Source organism: Croceibacterium ferulae (genome assembly GCF_003660445.1).
GTDB classification, from domain to species: Bacteria; Pseudomonadota; Alphaproteobacteria; order Sphingomonadales; family Sphingomonadaceae; genus Croceibacterium; species Croceibacterium ferulae.
The window spans coordinates 25906-42584 of the sequence record NZ_QZVQ01000013.1 but is presented as its reverse complement, the minus strand read 5'-3'; the positions used below and the strand labels follow the sequence as shown (position 1 = coordinate 42584).

General features: G+C 59.2%; 14 protein-coding genes and 1 pseudogene. 3 read left to right on the top strand and 12 right to left on the bottom strand.

Going from position 1 to position 16679, the window contains the following annotated elements; genetic code table 11:
- Window positions 1-108: 108 nt before the first annotated feature.
- The 5 genes and pseudogenes from D5S08_RS14385 to D5S08_RS17185 form a co-directional block, all read right to left on the bottom strand.
- Window positions 109-372: a hypothetical protein gene (locus tag D5S08_RS14385; RefSeq protein WP_126665580.1), complete on the bottom strand. Its 264-nt coding sequence runs from the start codon at window positions 370-372 to the stop codon at window positions 109-111.
- A gap of 693 nt (window positions 373-1065) precedes the next feature.
- Window positions 1066-1401, bottom strand: a complete 336-nt coding sequence (locus tag D5S08_RS14380; protein ID WP_126665579.1) for a hypothetical protein — start codon at window positions 1399-1401, stop codon at window positions 1066-1068.
- The gene (locus tag D5S08_RS14375) at window positions 1398-1913 is read right to left on the bottom strand and encodes a hypothetical protein (protein WP_121119788.1); all 516 of its coding nucleotides are present in this window, start codon (window positions 1911-1913) and stop codon (window positions 1398-1400) included. Before D5S08_RS14375 ends, D5S08_RS14380 begins: the two co-directional genes overlap by 4 nt.
- A gap of 1007 nt (window positions 1914-2920) precedes the next feature.
- Window positions 2921-3190 carry a LexA family transcriptional regulator gene (locus D5S08_RS14370; protein ID WP_121119786.1) on the bottom strand — a complete coding sequence of 90 codons (270 nt, stop codon included), beginning with the start codon at window positions 3188-3190 and terminating at the stop codon, window positions 2921-2923.
- 433 nt (window positions 3191-3623) lie between these two features.
- A pseudogene (locus D5S08_RS17185) lies at window positions 3624-4688 on the bottom strand (IS630 family transposase).
- 186 nt (window positions 4689-4874) lie between these two features.
- Here D5S08_RS17185 and D5S08_RS17515 point away from each other — a divergent pair.
- Both D5S08_RS17515 and D5S08_RS16515 read left to right on the top strand, forming a co-directional pair.
- Window positions 4875-5147, top strand: a complete 273-nt coding sequence (locus D5S08_RS17515; protein WP_126665578.1) for a DUF6894 family protein — start codon at window positions 4875-4877, stop codon at window positions 5145-5147.
- A 170-nt stretch (window positions 5148-5317) separates the two neighbouring features.
- Complete coding sequence (locus D5S08_RS16515; protein ID WP_126665577.1) at window positions 5318-6130, top strand: tetratricopeptide repeat protein; 813 nt, start codon at window positions 5318-5320, stop codon at window positions 6128-6130.
- 603 nt (window positions 6131-6733) lie between these two features.
- Here D5S08_RS16515 and D5S08_RS14350 read toward each other — a convergent pair.
- The 4 genes from D5S08_RS14350 to D5S08_RS14330 form a co-directional block, all read right to left on the bottom strand.
- Window positions 6734-7021 carry a hypothetical protein gene (locus D5S08_RS14350; protein WP_121119778.1) on the bottom strand — a complete coding sequence of 96 codons (288 nt, stop codon included), beginning with the start codon at window positions 7019-7021 and terminating at the stop codon, window positions 6734-6736.
- A gap of 1082 nt (window positions 7022-8103) precedes the next feature.
- Window positions 8104-8502 (bottom strand): hypothetical protein, encoded by a 399-nt coding sequence (locus D5S08_RS14340; protein WP_121119774.1) that lies wholly within the window; start codon window positions 8500-8502, stop codon window positions 8104-8106.
- Window positions 8503-8513: 11 nt separating this feature from the next.
- Window positions 8514-8804, bottom strand: coding sequence for an HIRAN domain-containing protein (locus tag D5S08_RS14335; protein WP_162301987.1), 291 nt, complete (start codon window positions 8802-8804; stop codon window positions 8514-8516).
- A 172-nt stretch (window positions 8805-8976) separates the two neighbouring features.
- Window positions 8977-9504, bottom strand: a complete 528-nt coding sequence (locus D5S08_RS14330; protein WP_121119770.1) for a S24 family peptidase — start codon at window positions 9502-9504, stop codon at window positions 8977-8979.
- Between the two features lie 1322 nt (window positions 9505-10826).
- On the opposite strand from D5S08_RS14330, the gene D5S08_RS17010 reads away from it, so the two are divergent.
- The gene (locus D5S08_RS17010; RefSeq protein ID WP_206610355.1) at window positions 10827-10982 is read left to right on the top strand and encodes a hypothetical protein; all 156 of its coding nucleotides are present in this window, start codon (window positions 10827-10829) and stop codon (window positions 10980-10982) included.
- 1324 nt (window positions 10983-12306) lie between these two features.
- Here the strand turns inward: D5S08_RS17010 and D5S08_RS14325 are convergent.
- The 3 genes from D5S08_RS14325 to D5S08_RS14315 all read right to left on the bottom strand — a co-directional run bounded on the left by D5S08_RS14325 (window position 12307) and on the right by D5S08_RS14315 (window position 16646).
- Window positions 12307-13458 carry an acyltransferase family protein gene (locus D5S08_RS14325; RefSeq protein WP_121119768.1) on the bottom strand — a complete coding sequence of 384 codons (1152 nt, stop codon included), beginning with the start codon at window positions 13456-13458 and terminating at the stop codon, window positions 12307-12309.
- A gap of 883 nt (window positions 13459-14341) precedes the next feature.
- Window positions 14342-15103, bottom strand: coding sequence for a glycosyltransferase family 25 protein (locus D5S08_RS14320; protein ID WP_121119766.1), 762 nt, complete (start codon window positions 15101-15103; stop codon window positions 14342-14344).
- Window positions 15104-15110: 7 nt separating this feature from the next.
- Entirely contained in the window at window positions 15111-16646 is a 1536-nt protein-coding gene (locus D5S08_RS14315) for a lipopolysaccharide biosynthesis protein (RefSeq protein WP_241557430.1), read from the bottom strand.
- Window positions 16647-16679: the final 33 nt, after the last annotated feature.

Here is a 16679-nt window from a genome sequence, read left to right as displayed (position 1 = left end):
GGTTTGGCGGTCGGAGCTGGATGCATGACGCCGGAGCGCCACTCGTCGAGGTAAACGACGTTGCTAGGCGGTGTATCGCTGGTCATCGTCCCCACCCGGTGCGGTCGCCTAAAGCGGGGCCGAAGCCGCGGCTCGATTGAGCGCGTTGGTAACGGCCACGACCACACCTGCGATCACGATCGCGGTCCAGAAGTACCACTTGGTTCGGTTGAGGCCCTTTTGCATGGACTTCAGCTCGGCGATCAGCGGCGCATTGGCTTCGGAAATCTTCATCGCGGTGTGTCCTTCCAGCTCCGCCACGACCTTGGTCGCTTCGTCGTTCCCGATCTTAACCGATCGGAGGGCTTCGAACGATTCAACCTGCATTCCCATGCGTGCCTCCCGCTTCAAGCTTTGCGAGGACCTCGCGATTGGGCGCCTACTGGCTCCAGCAGGATGCAGGCGGTTTATGGGCGCTTGTCATGCGGCAGCTGACGGCTGTCAAAGTGATGGGCGCCGCCCTTTCCGATCGTAAGCATGTCGAAGATCGGCGCCGGCTTGCCGGCGCCGATCTGGCACTGTGGCACCACTGTCGTGAAACTGGATGCCGAGGAATGTCGGCGGTCCGCCCTCGTGTCGCCGGCCCACTCTCGCCCTCCCTCTTTTCTGTGCCGCGGAGTCGGTGAAGACTTGGCACTGCAAGCAGGTGTCTACCCGATAGCTACCAATCGGATAGCTTGAAGGTAGCCGATGGCGGAAAACGCCGCGATCCGGTGTCAGGCACTGGTTGGAAAAAGGTGGCTCGCCCGGGGACGGAGGGGGGATCAACCCGGGCGAGCCATATCTCGCTGCCCGGCGGATGGGGATGTCCGGGCAGACCTTTATCGGCGCGATGGTTGCTGTCAGGGATCAGCGCCGCTTGCACAGGAATATCGCTGAGCGGCGGACCGGTTCCGAACTATGCGCAGGGTTAAGCTGCGATAGCCGCAGGCAAGAAAAGGCCCGTCCGGGGAGGTAACACCTGGGCGGGCCAGATTTGGCGATGCGGACAGCGGGACCCATTTGCACCGCCGGCAAAGGTATCGCTCAGCTGCTTGCGAGTTCCCTCGCGCGCCGCAGGTGATGGTCGCTGATGGCGGCGGTCTGCCGCGCCAGCTTGGCTTCAAGCGCACCGAGTTCGTGCCGCGCTTCGCTGGTCAGCTCGCTGAGAATGCGCTGGAAGCGCTCTTCATGCTGGCGGGGCCAATCGCTGGAGTGCCGGCGGTGGCTTGCCGGAAGATCCGGTTCAGCGCGGGTTCTGCTTTCGGCGGTCCGGCTGAGGCGCTGGCGGATGCTGGCGAGGTTGGCGACCGTATGGTCGCGCGCCGCGCGCATTCGCAGAAGCTGCGTTGCGTGCGATGCCGAAGAAGTTGCGAACGTCATGCCGCTACCGCTCCCGGCACCTCGATCTCGGGCCATGGGTCGCGCAGATTGGTGTGCAGTCGTTCCCACGAGGCGACCGGGTACTTGCCCTGCGGCGTCGGCCGCGTGATCTGCAGGGCGCTTCTGACCGCTTCCTCGACCGTGCGGGCGTGCAGCGTGGTGGTGCCGTTGGGACCATACTCGATCCACTGGCCGAAGCCGGCATCGCTCCAGCGTTCCAGGCCGTTCTCGGCTTCCTGGGCATAGTCCAGCGCCGTGGCCGCTTCATCGTCCGGCAGCGTCTCGTCGATCTCGATGGCGAGGGTGCGATAGGTGCCGAAATCGTGGCGATTGGCGACGACGCGGAAGCGCACGCCGGCAGGCGGCGCGCCGTAGGTCGCCTTCAAGGCAGCGACGTAGATGTTGGCTTCGAGCCGGTTGATGGTAGCGAAGTCTCGGGTGCGGCCGACCTGGGCGCAACGCTCCGAGCTGGGAGTGCCGTCGAGATCTGCGAACAGGGAATAGCTGGCCATCTGTCATCTCCTGATTGAACCGACCATCGCCCTCCCCCTCCTCTCCCCCGCGAAGCCGGGCCTCAGGAGCACGGCGCAAAAAAGGAACCGCCCGAGGGAGCAACCGGGCAGGCCAGCCCGCAGCCGTCAGCAGATCGTTGCTCGGGAACACCTGCCGGTGGCAGGCCCGCCTCCGCTACCTCCACCACCTCCGTGATCGTCCGCAATCCCGCCGCATTGCCGACCGCCAATCTAAGCCCGATCATCACGCGCCCTTTACTTCGTGAGTGGTGGTGCCATTGGAGGTGACAGCCGCACACACTCTGTCAGCCGAGGGTGCGGTCAGGCCCGGCGCTGGTCCCCAAATTACCTGCGCCGGGCCGCCTCTGTCTTCTGCCGAACATTTACTTCATCAGCGCAGGTGGCATTTTGTCGACAGCCGCGCCCCAGCTGCGCAGCGAAGGCGCGGTTAGGCCCGGCGGATATCTCCAACCATTCCCGCCGGGCCGTCTTAACTCTCGAGAAAAGTTTTACGTGGCGCGCAGAGTTGCCGTTCGTGCTCGCAGCTGCGCCGTGCCCCGAAACACGTAGCGCACTCAGGCCCGGCGTGAATTCCCTCTTCCACCGGGCCGTCACCGCGGTGCGCGGCTGCGATCATCAGTTCACCAGCCGGGCCCGATCGCGGTTCTGCCGGTGCGAACCTACGTCGGCCATTCGGGGCAGCGTGCCCTCACTCACTTGGCTCAGCTTCTGCAGCGTCTCCGGCGTGGCAGCGGGCCCATACTGGCCGTGTTCACGATGTAGGGTGGCCTGTTCCAGCCGGAGGGCCCGCTGCTCAGCCGCTCGTACGAGGTGGCGCTCGCAATAGCTGCGGTGGATCGCTTAAGCAGCGGTCGTGTTGCCTAACCTTCGTCTTTGGTACGCGCCGCGCCATCGTTGCCCCTCGTCGGGGCCTCGGTATCAGGTAAGTAGTCGAGCGCCGGGGCGGTCAGCAAACCCCTTCTCGTTACCGGCACATACGCCTCGAACTAGCTATCTCGCGGCGGAGCGATGTTGACATCCTCATCAATGATGCGACCAAGATTGCGCAGTTGACGGATCGCGGCATTCCAAAGGCCAGGTAGATGCAGATCGCGGCGGATCAGCAGAGCCTGGCGCTCCAGCGACTGTACGGCCTTGTGCACGCGCTTGCGATGCAAACCGAGCTTGTAGGCGATCTCGCCATAGCTCGGACTGCCACCCATCAGAGCGATGGAGTCGCGCACGACGCCGAGCACGAGGCGACGCAAGCTGGCCAATCCAGGCTCGAGGCTCGCCGATCGTGTCGGTTTAAAGAGCCGATCTGGCAGCGCTGGATTGGAGGCGATCAGAGCGACGACCCTTCTTATGCTCTAAGCGGAACATAGGAGGGATCTCAGATACGGGAAGCTTATGGGCGGGGCATCGCGGCGAGATTCGTATCCGCCGCAGTTTTCCTGCTACCGCTTCATTGCTTGCTCAGAGGTCACTTCGCGACGGTCGCGGCCGCAAGGGTAATACCCGCTCCAGCCGGTCCGGAAGAACGCGCGGCTGGAGCGGATAAGAGGGCCTTTCAAGAAAGAACGGGCCGGCTCTACAAAGGTGAATAGCGATAATTGGTTTATGATCGCTGCGCGGCGGATCCGTAAAAATGCGTGCCGCTGTAGCGCACTGGGGCGGAGAGTTCATCCGCCTTAAACCAACCTGCGCTGGTCAGAACCGGCGTGCCCATGGGTCCCGGCCGATTGGCATGATGCGCCATGGCTGATCGACGAGCTTGTTCCAGGCTTCGCATCAGTGGTCGACGATGTTGTCGTGGGATGTGAAGGCGCGGTTGGAGAGCCAGTTGTCGCGCATGAACTGCCAGACGTTTTCGACCGGGTTCAGCTCGGGGCACTTGGCGGGCAGCGCGACGATGCTGATATTGCCAGGCACCTTGAGCTTGCCGGTCATGTGCCATCCGGCCTGGTCCATCAGCACCACGGCATGCGCGCCCGGTGCGACGGCAAGCGCGATCTCGGCCAGGTGCAGCGTCATTGTCTCGGTGTTACAGAAGGGCAGGACCAGTCTGGCGCCTGTGCCCTCCTCGGGGCAGATGGCGCCAAAGATGTAGGCCGATCTGGTGCGCTGGTCCTTGGGCGCCGAGGGCCGCGTGCCGCGCCGGGCTCAGCGGCGTGTGATCGTGTTCTTCTGGCAGACACCGGCCTCGGCCTGGAACCAGATCTCTATGGGTGTGTCTTGCGGGAGGTCCGCCCTGACTTTTGCCACTTCGGCGGCAAAGCCTCTTTTTTTGAAAGCCTCCACGGCCCGCTCGTTCTGTACATGGTGACGAGGCCGGGCGGTCAGCGTCTCATTGTCCAGCTCTTTAAGCTCGCGGCTGATGGTGGTCTCATCCAGCGACACTGCAAACTCCTCGTGCAGCCACTGCACTAAGTCGCTCAGCCGCCAGCGTACAACGCCATGGATCGCCGGGATGGTTCCGCAATCGACGGCTTCGACCATTGCCCGGCGCGGGGCATCACTGAGGATCCACGACCTGCCCAGCGCCTGGCCGTCGAGTAGGCCATCAGGTCCGCGAGCATTGGAGCGGCGCACCCAGTCGCGCACGATCTGCAGGGTGACGTCGACGATTGGCGCCGCCCCGCTCCGGCTTCCGTCATCGTAGAAATGTGCCAAGACCAGCAGCCGGCGCGCCTGCGGCGCGCTCCTCGAGGAACGCTCCAAGCGCCGCAGCGCCGTTCCGTTGAAAGCCTCTCGCAAGTCGATCGGCTGTCCCATCGTCGCGTCCTCGTGATCTCGGACGCCATTGATTCAGACTTTCACGGCCTCGGGAACCCCCCTCGTGAGTCAGCCTTACGCAAGCTGGTAAGTTGTACGTGTTGCAAGGCCTTTGACCATGACGATCGCATCGGCAGTGTCCGACACCATACAGAAACAGCCTCGGTGGTGATCCGTTTATCTTAGGTGCAGCGCTACTACACAGATGTCCGGTCCGCGACTTACTCGGCGCGAGATGCAGAGGGACAACTCTTCACCGATCTTGGTGAAGCACTGGACTTTGTGCGTAAAGACGGACGTCAAATGATCTCAGCGGTGCTCGCTGGTGGAGAGGACGCTCCGGAGATCGAGTTTCGGATCTACGACGAACTCAGAAACCACACTGCTACCATGTACATGGTCGCCAAATTAGAGGCTACGGTTCACCTTGAAATGCCGGACAGCTCGCAAGGCGGGTAGCGCCGCGGAGGATCCATCGTCTCACAGACAAAGTCAGTGCAGTTTACGGCTATCTCGACCTTGCTTGGGAAAGATGGTGCCCCTGCAAGGCCTAATCGATACCCTTCTGATCCGGATTAACTCGTCTAGTAGAAGTCGTCGCGCGAGGAAACAGCGACCCACATTAGGACGTGAGCAAAGCTGCCGGTAAGTTTCAGGCTGCAGCTGCCGACCGCGTTCTGGCTGTTCGATCAGGTCGGTACCAAGAGGCGCAGGATTGGTTCCGCCGCGCGCATCGCCGACTTTACTGGCGCATCGGCGGGAAGGAGGCGGCCCTATTCATCGGCAAGATCAACCTGCTGGAGCCGGGCGACTGGACAGCTCCGGAGGAAGGCGTCAGACGGCTGAAGAAGGCCGCGAAGGCCCGCTTCAATCCCCTGCAGAACCTACCGGTATTTGACCCGCAGCCGCTCGAGCGGAACATCGCTGTCGGCGAGGCAGCGGCGGTTCTAGGCGATCTGTATCGCACTGGCTTCGCAGGTGTGGCATCCGACATGGGCAGGCGCGCCGCTGGTACGATCGCGCGCTGCCTGCCGGGGATCTCGCGGCCGCGCAGATGCTTGGCGACATGGCGTTCGATAGTGTGGGCATCCGCCGCGACGCGCGGCCGCCGACTATTATCGCCAAGCGGTTCGCTCCGGCCTGCCCTCCGCCTAACACTTCCTTGCTCAGATCTCGAGGTTCGGCGCCGGTGGCAAACCGTGGGATCGGCACGAGGCGCTGGGATGGTGCCGGGAACGGCCAATGCCGGACATCCCGGTGCGCTGTTCGCCCTGACCCTGACTTTTGATAATGGCGAGGGCGTGACGCGCGACATAGATCCCGCTCTCGCCTTCTACAGGGACGCGGCGGTGCTGGGGCATGGCGGCGCCACGGCCTCGCTGGGTGCCTTCTTCCACAAGGGCAAAGGCGTGCCGCAAGACCGTGCCCCTGCGAGCCATTAACTTGGCCATGCCGCCGTCTGCGATAACCGCGCTGGCAAGGTTTATTTCGCGGTCATGACGTTGAGGATCGAAGGTGCCCCACCCGCAGGGCGGCTGCCCGGCAATGGCTGGCATGGACGGTGGCGGCCCGGCACGAACGAGCGGCGGTAATGCTGGCGGCTGTAAAGTGCAGATGACAGATGAAGAACTTAATACGACTCTGGCCCTACCGCCGGCAGCTGCCTGCGGCGACACGTGATCAGCCCAGCTGCGCCCAGACGCCGTGCCCGTATGAGATGAAGCAAGGAAAACACAGCCGCGCAACGTTCACCTCCAGAGGAGTACGGCACCGTCAGGGTCTCGATCCGAAGACGCACAGGCGGCACCGCCGCTCGCAATATTCAACTGGGCGGAGATAAAGGCGGGGTGGTTGATGGCACTAACGGCGCTTCGAACCATCTGTATCCGGCCAGTCTAGGCTCAATTGATTCCGGTCGGCTCCCGCGTCAAGGCGGCGTTACTCGGCAAAAAGGGTGCGGTGATCAGCACCGTCGACGAATACAAAACGAAGGTATCTACCGATGCGACCGAAGGGCTGCAAGGCAAAGACTTATCGGCTGCGGGTCAGACCTTGCAGTAGCGTGCCCTTGAGCGGATGGGATCAGCCAGCCTCGTCACCACGATTCGTCCAAATACGATCTGCCAAGCGCACAGCAGAGTCATCAAACTCGCGAAATGCCCACCGCTGCGGCCGTTCGTGCTCTCCAACATCTGAGCATCTGCGGCACGTACCTCGCGCATCAGCTTGCCATACCCGATACTTTCACCAGAAAAGCCAACTGGCCGGAAGCCCCGATCGAGCACGCTTTCAAACTCCTGCTTACCAGCGCAGCTGAGCTGAAGGTTAATCATAGGTAGAACTACCGACCCCAGAACTTCGGAACTCCGAGCAAGCCCCTCTGTTTTTGAAAGGCAATCTGCAAGGAGCTTTTGGAGAGATGGTAAAAATCGGTGACACAGCGGCACTTGCAGAGCGCTTCCGCCTGATCGTGGGCGGGGTTAGCAACCCTGCGGACGATGTCATAGTGCAGCAGTACGCCACGAAAAAGGCGGACCAGATAAAGTCGCTCCGCCGGATAGCAGATCGGTCGGCAAAGTGTTGGAGCCTGCCGCTATGAGCATTGGTATCACCGAGCGAGATCTGCGCCACGATGCTGACCCAACTCGTTTGGATAGCGCTATGATGAAATGCCAAGGTTGGGCACCGACTTGCGCCGACATGGGGATGTGTCACCAAAGCGGCGGATGCTTCTCTGGCGTGACATGTGCTTCGCAGCGCACATTAGACGCGCCATTCGTCGGTGATAGATCCAGCCGCATCCACTAGCTCGCCGGTAACACGCACTGCCGAACCGAGGCCGAAGTGGTATCCACTGCAGTTGTGAGTGAGGGGGTTTCACGCCTGGAAGAGCCTCTGCAGGCGGGCCGCTACGCTCGCCAGCCGGCGCGGGTCGGCCGGGATCAGCTGCTCGAAAGATGTGGCAATCAACGCAGCCCGCGCCTCCGGCTTATAGCTCACCCACACGGCCATCCTCCGAGAGTGGCATTCTCCGGGTGGCCGTCCTGCCGACACAAGGCCCGCGCGGCAGCCTCAACCGCTTTCTCGTTCACGTCAGTCCCCGCTTCGCTAAAGGTTCCGCCATATCCGCATTTTGCAAATTTGCAGGTGATTGGCCGCTGTGTGCTTTACAAACCTGCGCAGCTCTCGCTCCAGGCTTTCCATTTCCTCTACCGGGTGCGGCTCTCCGTACCTCGGTCGAACCGTCTTGTTGAACAGCTGCGCCCAGGTCTTCTGCTAATCCCGAGTTGTTCCTTCAGCAATGCGCGTCTCGAGCTCCATCGCAACCATCAGGCTTGCCCAATCCGCACGCTTCGGGCCGAACCGGTAGTATCCATCATCGTCGGCAGAAAACCTCGGAAGGCCCATCGATGCGTCATTCATCAGCTTTAAACCGGATCACCTCCCAATCGCCGATATGTCCGAAATCGAAGGCTTCCTCCTGTTTGCTATCAAGACAGTAGCCGGTGAGCCGTCCGCCTTCGGATCTCCAATTGCCGACCGTGTGCTTGCGGGACAGGCCGTGCTCGTCAGTGTAGGTAAAGCGGATCAGGTCACCTGCTTGTCCCTCGTGCAAACCTGCGACGCGATCGACGCTCGCGGGTCCATTTGGCGGCATCGGCGCTGTTTCCGCATCGGCATCCACTCGGCCACTGTGCCACTTCCCCCAGGCATCCACGCCCTTGTCCCACAACGATTTGGCGGCGCGCTGCGCGCGCTCGTCCTTAGCGATCATGGTGGCGGCTGCGATCAGCACCGTCACCGGGAGTGCCATCTCAAACTGCCTTAATCATCGGAGTAAACCTCGTCGGGATAGAAGTCCGGCTCGGCGTTAACCCACGCGCCGTCATCGTGGAAAGCTTCCACCAGCATCGCGTCCGTTAGCGTCGGCACCTCGCCAGTAAACGCCACCCGGATCCACGCGCCGAACGTCGCAGGCCGCTGGAAGATTGCCTGCACTTTCGTCCGGCCCAGCAGCATGCCCAGGCGCCGTGCGCGGTCGGCAGTAAGGTAGCCAATCTGGACGCCACGGCAGGAGAACACGGCCACTGCGTTCCGGTCGTGCTTGTTACGCACCTCCGAACGCAGCTACACCGTCTCGCCGCCCTGGCAGCAGGATCTCAAACTGCGGATTGGAGCCACTATCGTTCAGATGCGGCGCACCAACTACCGCCAGCGACATCGGCCGCAGCTTATCGGTGATGATGGTCGCAGACACGCGGAGCCCAGGAGGGAGCGGTACAATCGATCAGGTCCGCAGGAACACGCCGGGAACGCGGCAGATCACGGAGAGTTGGCTGGCGGCAGCCGACTCATCGCGCACCAGGGGATTGGCTGCCGTCAGACGGGCGGTGCCGCCTGGAAGCATGCGAACGAGCCTGATCGTGCTGAAGCCGCCGAACACAAGCAGGCATATGCCGTCTGCCCGATCGATCTTCGTTTGCAATCGGGCGACGAGCACTAGTTCGCGGTCGTTGATCGTAGGATACATGCTCTCGCCCACTGCTCGAGCGATCGCCAGCAGCGGCGCCGGTGTGCCGGTAAAGTTGCTCACCCACTCCTGTAGGATCCAGCGATCAACTTCGGGGACCTGCGCCTTGTCCATGAAAGCCGCGCCGATGCCAATGTCAAGATCGATTTCGCTGATCTTCACCAGCCTCATCTCGGCCGCTATTTCGGCCGGGGCCGGCGGGATGAACGCATCCTCTGCGGGATCGTCAATCTCGCCCGACACGTAAGTCGCCGTAGTCTGTAGGACCTGAGCGATCTTGTGCATTTGGGGCGACCCGACCTGCTGATCGCGCTTCAGCTAGGCTACGGTTGGCTGGCTGATGCCGGCGAGACGCGCAAGATCAATCTGGGGAACCCCCAGTTCCTTGCGCCGAGCTGCAATTCGTTCGTCCTTTGTCACTCTCCACCCATATTCGATGCAGAATAGTTGAAAAGAGAGTGATCGGGGTACCCCTGAATATTCTTCTACGAATATGTCGGGCATGGCTGACGTTCTCGCCCGCTCACGAGCACTCGATCGCGCCGTCTGGCTGGCCTGTTAATGGGCCGCGGGCGGAGCAGATCCTCGGCCGCCCCGTGATCCGGCCGATGTTGCTGTGCACCTGGCTCTGCGGTGCCTGCGGAAACGGCTCCGGGAGCGCGCACCAAGATGGGTGCAGTGGCTCGCTCGCAAGCGCCGCAGCCTGACGCCGCACACGCCAAGATATATATGAGGCTCTCAGCGGTGCTGTGGCGTTTTGCGCCGTCGCTTACGTAAACGCCGTCTTGCTCGGCGGCGTCCAGGATTGCCACCCTCCCATTCGGCGAGCTACCGGCGTCGCCCATTAGCGCAGTAATCTCGGTCCGGTCCGACACAAAGCTTCCTTCTGGAGTCCGGCCTCAGGCCGCACTACCAAAGCCTCGTCCTCGGCGAGTCGCACTGCCGCAACACGGAAGACGTCGGACGTTTACCTGTGATGACTTCACTGTAGATCATCCGCACTCTGCCTTATAGGGTGCGAAGGGGCATCCCCGAGGCCTCACCGCATCGCGCAACTGGGCCGCGTAGCGACACGCACTAGGCCGGAAACTTACCTTCCTCGCCCAACAGAAAGGCCTACCTTTCGCACCATCGCCGATGCAGCGGACATGTATGTTCCGCATCTGTTCTGCAAGGGAAGCTCATGTCCCCCTCCCCCGGGCTAACCCTAGGCGTATCCGAGCAGCCATCGATCTTGCACGAAATGCCCCTCGCTCGGATGGGTGGTCGCGCTCGCTCCGGCAGTGCTGCGATGCATGCTATCGCAAAAGAAGAGCCTAACGTGCTATCGAGAGTACGCCCAGTCTGATGGCGATGCGTATTCGCAAAGTGGGGCCTGCCGTGAGCTCTAGTATGGGATTGCTGCAGCTTGCGGAGAGGATGGTCCTGCGCGCCGGTCGATCAAACCGCTGGCGGCTTACCCAGCCGATAGAGCGCACCAGTGATCCGCCTCGAGGCGGCAAGTCCGTATGTTTCTGCCGATAAGCAATACTACTGATGCCAAGTCTCGGAACTGCGCGCGAAAGCCGCTGTTCTTGCAAGAGTGATCACAGCGGGATGGTTAACAAATGGCAGGTTTGCACAACGCCGTGGCAGCAGTTGAGCGCTTCAAGTGGGTGGCAGGTGGCCTGAACAATCCACGTGATGCGGCTATCGTGCAGCAGTACGCCGCCGAAATGGCGCTTTTGCACGCTGAGGCAGATTGGGTATGCGCCGCGGGTTAAAAGGATAAAGGGCCGCCCTGCACCGCTAAAGGGCAGCCCTCACCCTACCGACGCCAGGAGACGGTCATGGGCGAGATGAATGTGCGCGCCGCGGGTTAACAGGTCGTCACCCTCATCTCAAATTGCTCCGCTGCTCCGCTGATGTGCAAAGGCGCCAGGTCGCTAGAGGCAATGTCCCTACAGTGTAACGCCTCGCTCTAGTCGATGAGAGTGCGCTGAATTTCGGCAGGACACCTGCCAAATTCATCTACCGCGGCCAAGAAGTCGGCTGTGCAGATCCGTCGCCGCAGGCTGATTTATCCATGCCGCCCTCAATCGGGCGAGTTGTTTGAAGCGCATCAGCCCCCTTCCCTTTGGAGCCCTTTTCGTAAGTAGCTGGGAGTGGAGGATTCCGGCATGACATAATCTCAGGAGGTATCTGACGCCATCCCGAGCCGCCATGTGGATCCGCGACACTCGACGGCAGGATGGCCGCGATCATCTCCATCATACAAGCAGCCTCACGGATGCAGAATGCCCGGTGTTAGCTATCTGTCTGCCTGCAGAGCCGGCGGGAGGTCGGCCACGAAGGGCCCTTGGCGAGACTTGTTTGATGCAAGCCTTTTCGTATTGCGCGCGAGGGCACCTCGGCGGTGCCAGCAGTCGGGCTTTCTGCCGTGGCAGACGCCATACCGCTAGTTCGCCCGATTGCGAGATCAAGGCTCCTTTCAGAAGGTGGATCATGCTCTGGTGCCCACCGACCGCGACCGGCACGCCCAGGAGTCGGCGTTCCTGCGGAGGCGGGCCGCTGGAACATCCTGGCCGAACGCTTGCCGCGGGAATCGGCAGAAATTACGCCGGGTAGGCCACGTCGCGGCGGATTGTCGTGACACACCTGCTGGTGCCCTGTCGCATCGGCAATCGTCTGCGACGTCGGCTTGGCACCGCAAACAACGATCGTCCGCTCTCCCCAGTCACACGGCACGTTTGAAGCCTTCGTCAGAACCCTCGAGCGCCACCACGTTATTGGGAGTGTGACGCACGATGCCTTCACCGCCCTTGAGCAGCTTCCCGGCTGAGTGACCGACTACTACGAGGTGCGGCAGAAGGATCTGCGCTATTGAGCAACCGCGAACACATCATCCGGAGTCCCGAAACCCGGTTGGACAATTTGGAGCAACAGCAATTGCTTCAGGCTGATGCAAGTCCCGTCCTGCAAGATGGTGTCGATCGTGGGCCCGCACGGGTGGCAGGCTACATCAACGTGTAACGCCAAGAACTGCGATGACGACACCTATATTGAACCTCAAAACGCCGCTTGGCTAACAACGCGAAGAAAGCTTGATTACGGCGCCGCAATCTTTTCAGCAGTAGTTTGCTGAGCTGACTCTTTAGCGTTGAACAAACGTACTATGCACCTTTTTCCAAAACTTTGGCCCGGCTTCTCTACGAAGAAATATCCCACAGCAGCCAGAGCGTAAGTTGGAGGCAGGACAACAGCGGAGACGATCAGGAATCGAGCGGAAGCTGTTGAGTCCGGTCCCAAGTAGCTAAACACCCAAGCGGCAATAGGCTGCATTACAAGAAGGTGTATTAGGTAGGCGCCAAAAGATAGTTCACCCAGCCACTTGAGGAGTCGCCCGCCAAGAACGATCGAGAGGAGATCTCCCGGTCGGTACTGGCGCCCATATAATAAGCCGAAAAATGCTACGAGCATGGATCCTCTAATCAGCACGTGAAGAAGGTCTTTGTGCGGACCAATGGGCAGCATTGCAAAGCTTGCAGAGGCGGCCAAATACAGCAGACTAGCTCGGCCAGGGCGGAGCCTGGCCGCAGCCACGAGCATACCGGCTATAAACACATGAAGTTTGAGTGGTAGGAAAGACGGCATGGGGAATTGCATACCCATCTTAGCGACCGTGGCGGCCACAATCACGCCCGCAATACCAGCGAGCGACGACCCGCCGATCCATCCAACCTTACGCGCCAAAAGGACAATAGCCGGGAACACGGCATAAAACTGCATTTCAAGCCCCAGGCTCCAATCAGGCAGAGGCGTCCGATATGCATGACTAGGGAGAAGTCCGAAAAGGAAGGTCACATGAAGCACAATATTTGTAATGCTGCTATCTAAATAGCGCTCTTCGGGCTGTGGACTTCTCCCTAAAGCAGTGTCTATTGCCAATCGGTCATCGTAAATTGCGGGCCCAAGGATAATAGAAAAAAATAGGGCTACATAGAACAACGGAGCTATTCGGAAAAACCGCCGGACCCAGAAACTTGCCCACGTTCTTGGCTGACCCCAGTCCTCAAAGCTCGAGCGAATATAATACTGATGCACCATCAGGAAGCCGGACAGCAGAATGAAGAGATCAACACCAAGATCGGGCTGGCTGAGCAGTGGAAGCTTGAAGCCCGTCAGCAGCGCAGCGTGGCCGAGTAAAACCCATAGGGCAGCTAGGCCGCGAAGGCCATCAAGACACTCGACTCGATTCACCTGGGCCCGCTACATCTGCGCTCAGAAAATATCAAATCCAATGTGGGTACATAAGTAGCAAGGCGCCGCGCCGGATGATGCTTTGTGCCACCACGGAGCGTTTGGCTAGAATGCCGTCCCGCTGGGAAGTGGCATTGTCGGCCAAGTGCGGAAATCAGAGCAACGCAGCGGAAAAATGAAAGTTGTATCTCACCCACAGCAGAGAACAGGCCTACGTAATATATCAATTGCGGTCGCCAGCCCTGATAGCGCATCTTCATTCGCCTGATTAGGAGTATTGACTGCAAGCAGTTGCATTCCCGACACGACTTAGATGTCTTGATTTAGTTCATCGCCGCCGTCATGTAAAGGCGACCTCCACTCCCACACATAGTCGCCATGCGGTTAGAGAAGTCGCGAAGCTCGGACAAATGGCCGTAGACAAGCGCTCATACCCGAACCTTTTCCCTAGCAACTTTCAAACACCAGCTAATCGAGCATTTTCATAGATACTACAAGTTTTCACCATTCTACTAGACTGGCTGTGGCACCACAGCCGTCTTGACGCCGATTATCCGTAAGTAGTAAGCCAAAGACATGGAATAAGATCGTTCAGCATTGTGTGAGACCAAATTGCTCGCGTTCTGAGATATAGGAGCTACAAAGACGACCCCCCTCATTGATCGCGAAGGATCCGACAGGGCTCTGCAAATCACGGTCTTGCTGGCAAACTGACCTTTGCGATCTTTTTTGCAACCGCTTGCCGGCGCGCGGTTTCAAAAACTGCAACAAGGCATATCCTTGCTGAGTAGACGGATTGTCGTCGAACCTATCCCTGACAACCCCGGGAGCTAACTAATTTAATCTTTTCGAGGGTGTTGCGACTTTGCATGCCTCATTACAGTTAACTGAACCCTATGCGCCTTAAAGCCTTTTGCACAAACAAATGACCTACACTCCTCAGGTAGGCATAGTTGCGGGACCTTCTATCCAAACGCGCTTGACGCATGGATTTCGACGGGGCCTTATCCTTCTCAAAGCGGCTAGCACCGATTTCGGATGAGACGCTCTCTTCGACTAGCAAAAATGGATACATGGAGAGATTGCGAATCCCATGGGCAAAATAGCGATCCATCTGATCATCTATCGGCCTGACAACGTCCTTGAATGACGCAAGAAACCTCGCTGCAGAAGACCTAGTGATAATATATCCTTGAGTCCCGTAGGCTTTGTCAAAGAGCTGCACGATGTGCAACGATCTTCGGGAGAAGTCAGCGGCATAAGTTTGCATCCGTCCGGGGCGTTTGTGGTACAGCCGTAAATACTCGATACCTCGGTCGGCAAGATTATTATTGACCAAGAGTCTGACACCAGCCCAATCTACAATCACGTCGTCTTCCAGAACAACACATTGTTCGCAACCAGATTCAAGAAACTGCTTCCAGACGCTATAATGACTAGAGTAACAGCCAAGCTCTCCTGCGGTAAGAGGGCGACCATGGTTGTCTATTGCACGCTGCTCTAGATACACTAGCCCCTCTGCCAGTTGGGTATGCGCATCGAAAAAATGCCAATTCAGTCCGCAGCCCTCTGCATGGTGCGAAAACCGTCGTCTTCGCTCAATGGAACTATTCATGCTGATGACGTACACTGTTATATCCGCCATGTGAGTATTACCCTTGAATCCGCGTCATAACTCTTCTGACCAACTTGATAGCCTCGTCCTCAGGTCCAGCAGGGCTGCCCATTAATCGCCAGGTAATCAGCAGCGTGCTTATGTAAGTCAATGCTCCAACCGCAGCGGAAATCCCGAGCGATAATATCATGGATGTATGCTGACCATGAAGTGCCAACATTCGCTGCGCAAGAACGACTGCACCCGCCATCATGGACACACTGATAAGGGTACGCGCACTCCCGCTAACTTGGTTCACGAGCGGTATGCCAATTAAACGGCGCACGATCGTCATGTTCGTGACCGTCGCTATAACACCCGTCAGACAGCGGGCATACACAAGCCCAGTAAGCCCAAACAGCAAGGTGCCGGTGATGATAATCGGCAGGCGCACAAAGAACATCTGCAAATCGCGCCGAAATAGAAGACGAGGAGCGCCCAAAGACATGGCTAAAGGGGCAACCAATGATCCAAATGTCTGTAGAGCAAAGATGGTTGCAAGCGCTTCAATGATGGGAACAACCGGTCCCCAGCGCTCCCCCAATGCTAGTGCCACAAGGGGTGACGCAACTAGCGCAACTCCCGCGCCAGCTGGTAAGGCGACCGCGGTCACAATTGACTGCGCGCGGGTGTAAGCTTGACGTAAACGAAGAGCATCATCCGCGATCCGGCTAAACCCCGGAAACAGGGTCTTCGTCAGCGGAGCGGTGGTCTCGCGGGAAGGAATTTGGGAAAGATTGTCACCTACAGCGTAGAAGCCAAGCGCCGCCTTGCCAAGCAAGGCTCCTACTAGCAATTGGTCGAAGCGCCAGTTGATAGTGCTCATCGCTTGCCCGAGTGTCAACCAAATGGAAAACGACCAAAGCTCTCGCGCGTGGCGAAGAGCGAAGCGCGGGCGAAACGGTAACGAAGTGTAGGATACAACGATGGCTGCAACCTGCCCAGAGATCACGCCAAGCACAAGGGCCCAGTAGCTTTCGTATGCAACTGCGACGGCAATTGATACAGCCACTGTTATAACTCTTTGCGAGACAGTGAGCAAAAACTCTTGCCAAAATACGAGTTGCTTCGCAAGCATCACACGGCGGGGATTTGCAAACCCCGCGAGAAAGGTCGACGCACCGAGCGTTAGCATAATCGGAAGCAGCCGGGGATCGTCATAGAACCAAGACATCGGTAACCCGAGGCTGGCTACCAGCATTCCCAACAGCAAACCGCGAAGAACGCTCAGGGTCCATGCAGTATGGAAGTGATAGTCAGTCGGCTCTCGGTGATGTATCAGTGCCTGGTTGAGAGATATGTCAGTTACAGAGTTTATGATAGCCAGTGCCGTAGTTGCAAGTGCAACAAGTCCAAAGTCACTTGGGCTCAGAAACCGAGCTAGAACTATCGTGCTAGTAAATCCGAGAATATTAATGACTGCTCGTGCGGCAGCCATCCAGCCGCTGCCTCGCAGTAGTTTGCTGCTCATGCTTGCTTCAGGTGCCTTCGCCTTCGCTTCGGCTGTTGGTTCTTCAGGTCTGTTATAGGCCACGCCGTTCTGAATCCTTGCACAGCTGAAGGGGCA

Coding starts and splice junctions, on each gene's coding strand:
- D5S08_RS14385 (WP_126665580.1), bottom strand. CDS start 372: ATGGGAATGCAGGTTGAATCGTTCGAAGCCCTCCGATCGGTTAAGATC.
- D5S08_RS14380 (WP_126665579.1), bottom strand. CDS start 1,401: ATGACGTTCGCAACTTCTTCGGCATCGCACGCAACGCAGCTTCTGCGA.
- D5S08_RS14375 (WP_121119788.1), bottom strand. CDS start 1,913: ATGGCCAGCTATTCCCTGTTCGCAGATCTCGACGGCACTCCCAGCTCG.
- D5S08_RS14350 (WP_121119778.1), bottom strand. CDS start 7,021: ATGATTAACCTTCAGCTCAGCTGCGCTGGTAAGCAGGAGTTTGAAAGC.
- D5S08_RS14340 (WP_121119774.1), bottom strand. CDS start 8,502: ATGGCACTCCCGGTGACGGTGCTGATCGCAGCCGCCACCATGATCGCT.
- D5S08_RS14330 (WP_121119770.1), bottom strand. CDS start 9,504: ATGCACAAGATCGCTCAGGTCCTACAGACTACGGCGACTTACGTGTCG.
- D5S08_RS17010 (WP_206610355.1), top strand. CDS start 10,827: ATGGCAGGTTTGCACAACGCCGTGGCAGCAGTTGAGCGCTTCAAGTGG.
- D5S08_RS14320 (WP_121119766.1), bottom strand. CDS start 15,103: ATGGCGGATATAACAGTGTACGTCATCAGCATGAATAGTTCCATTGAG.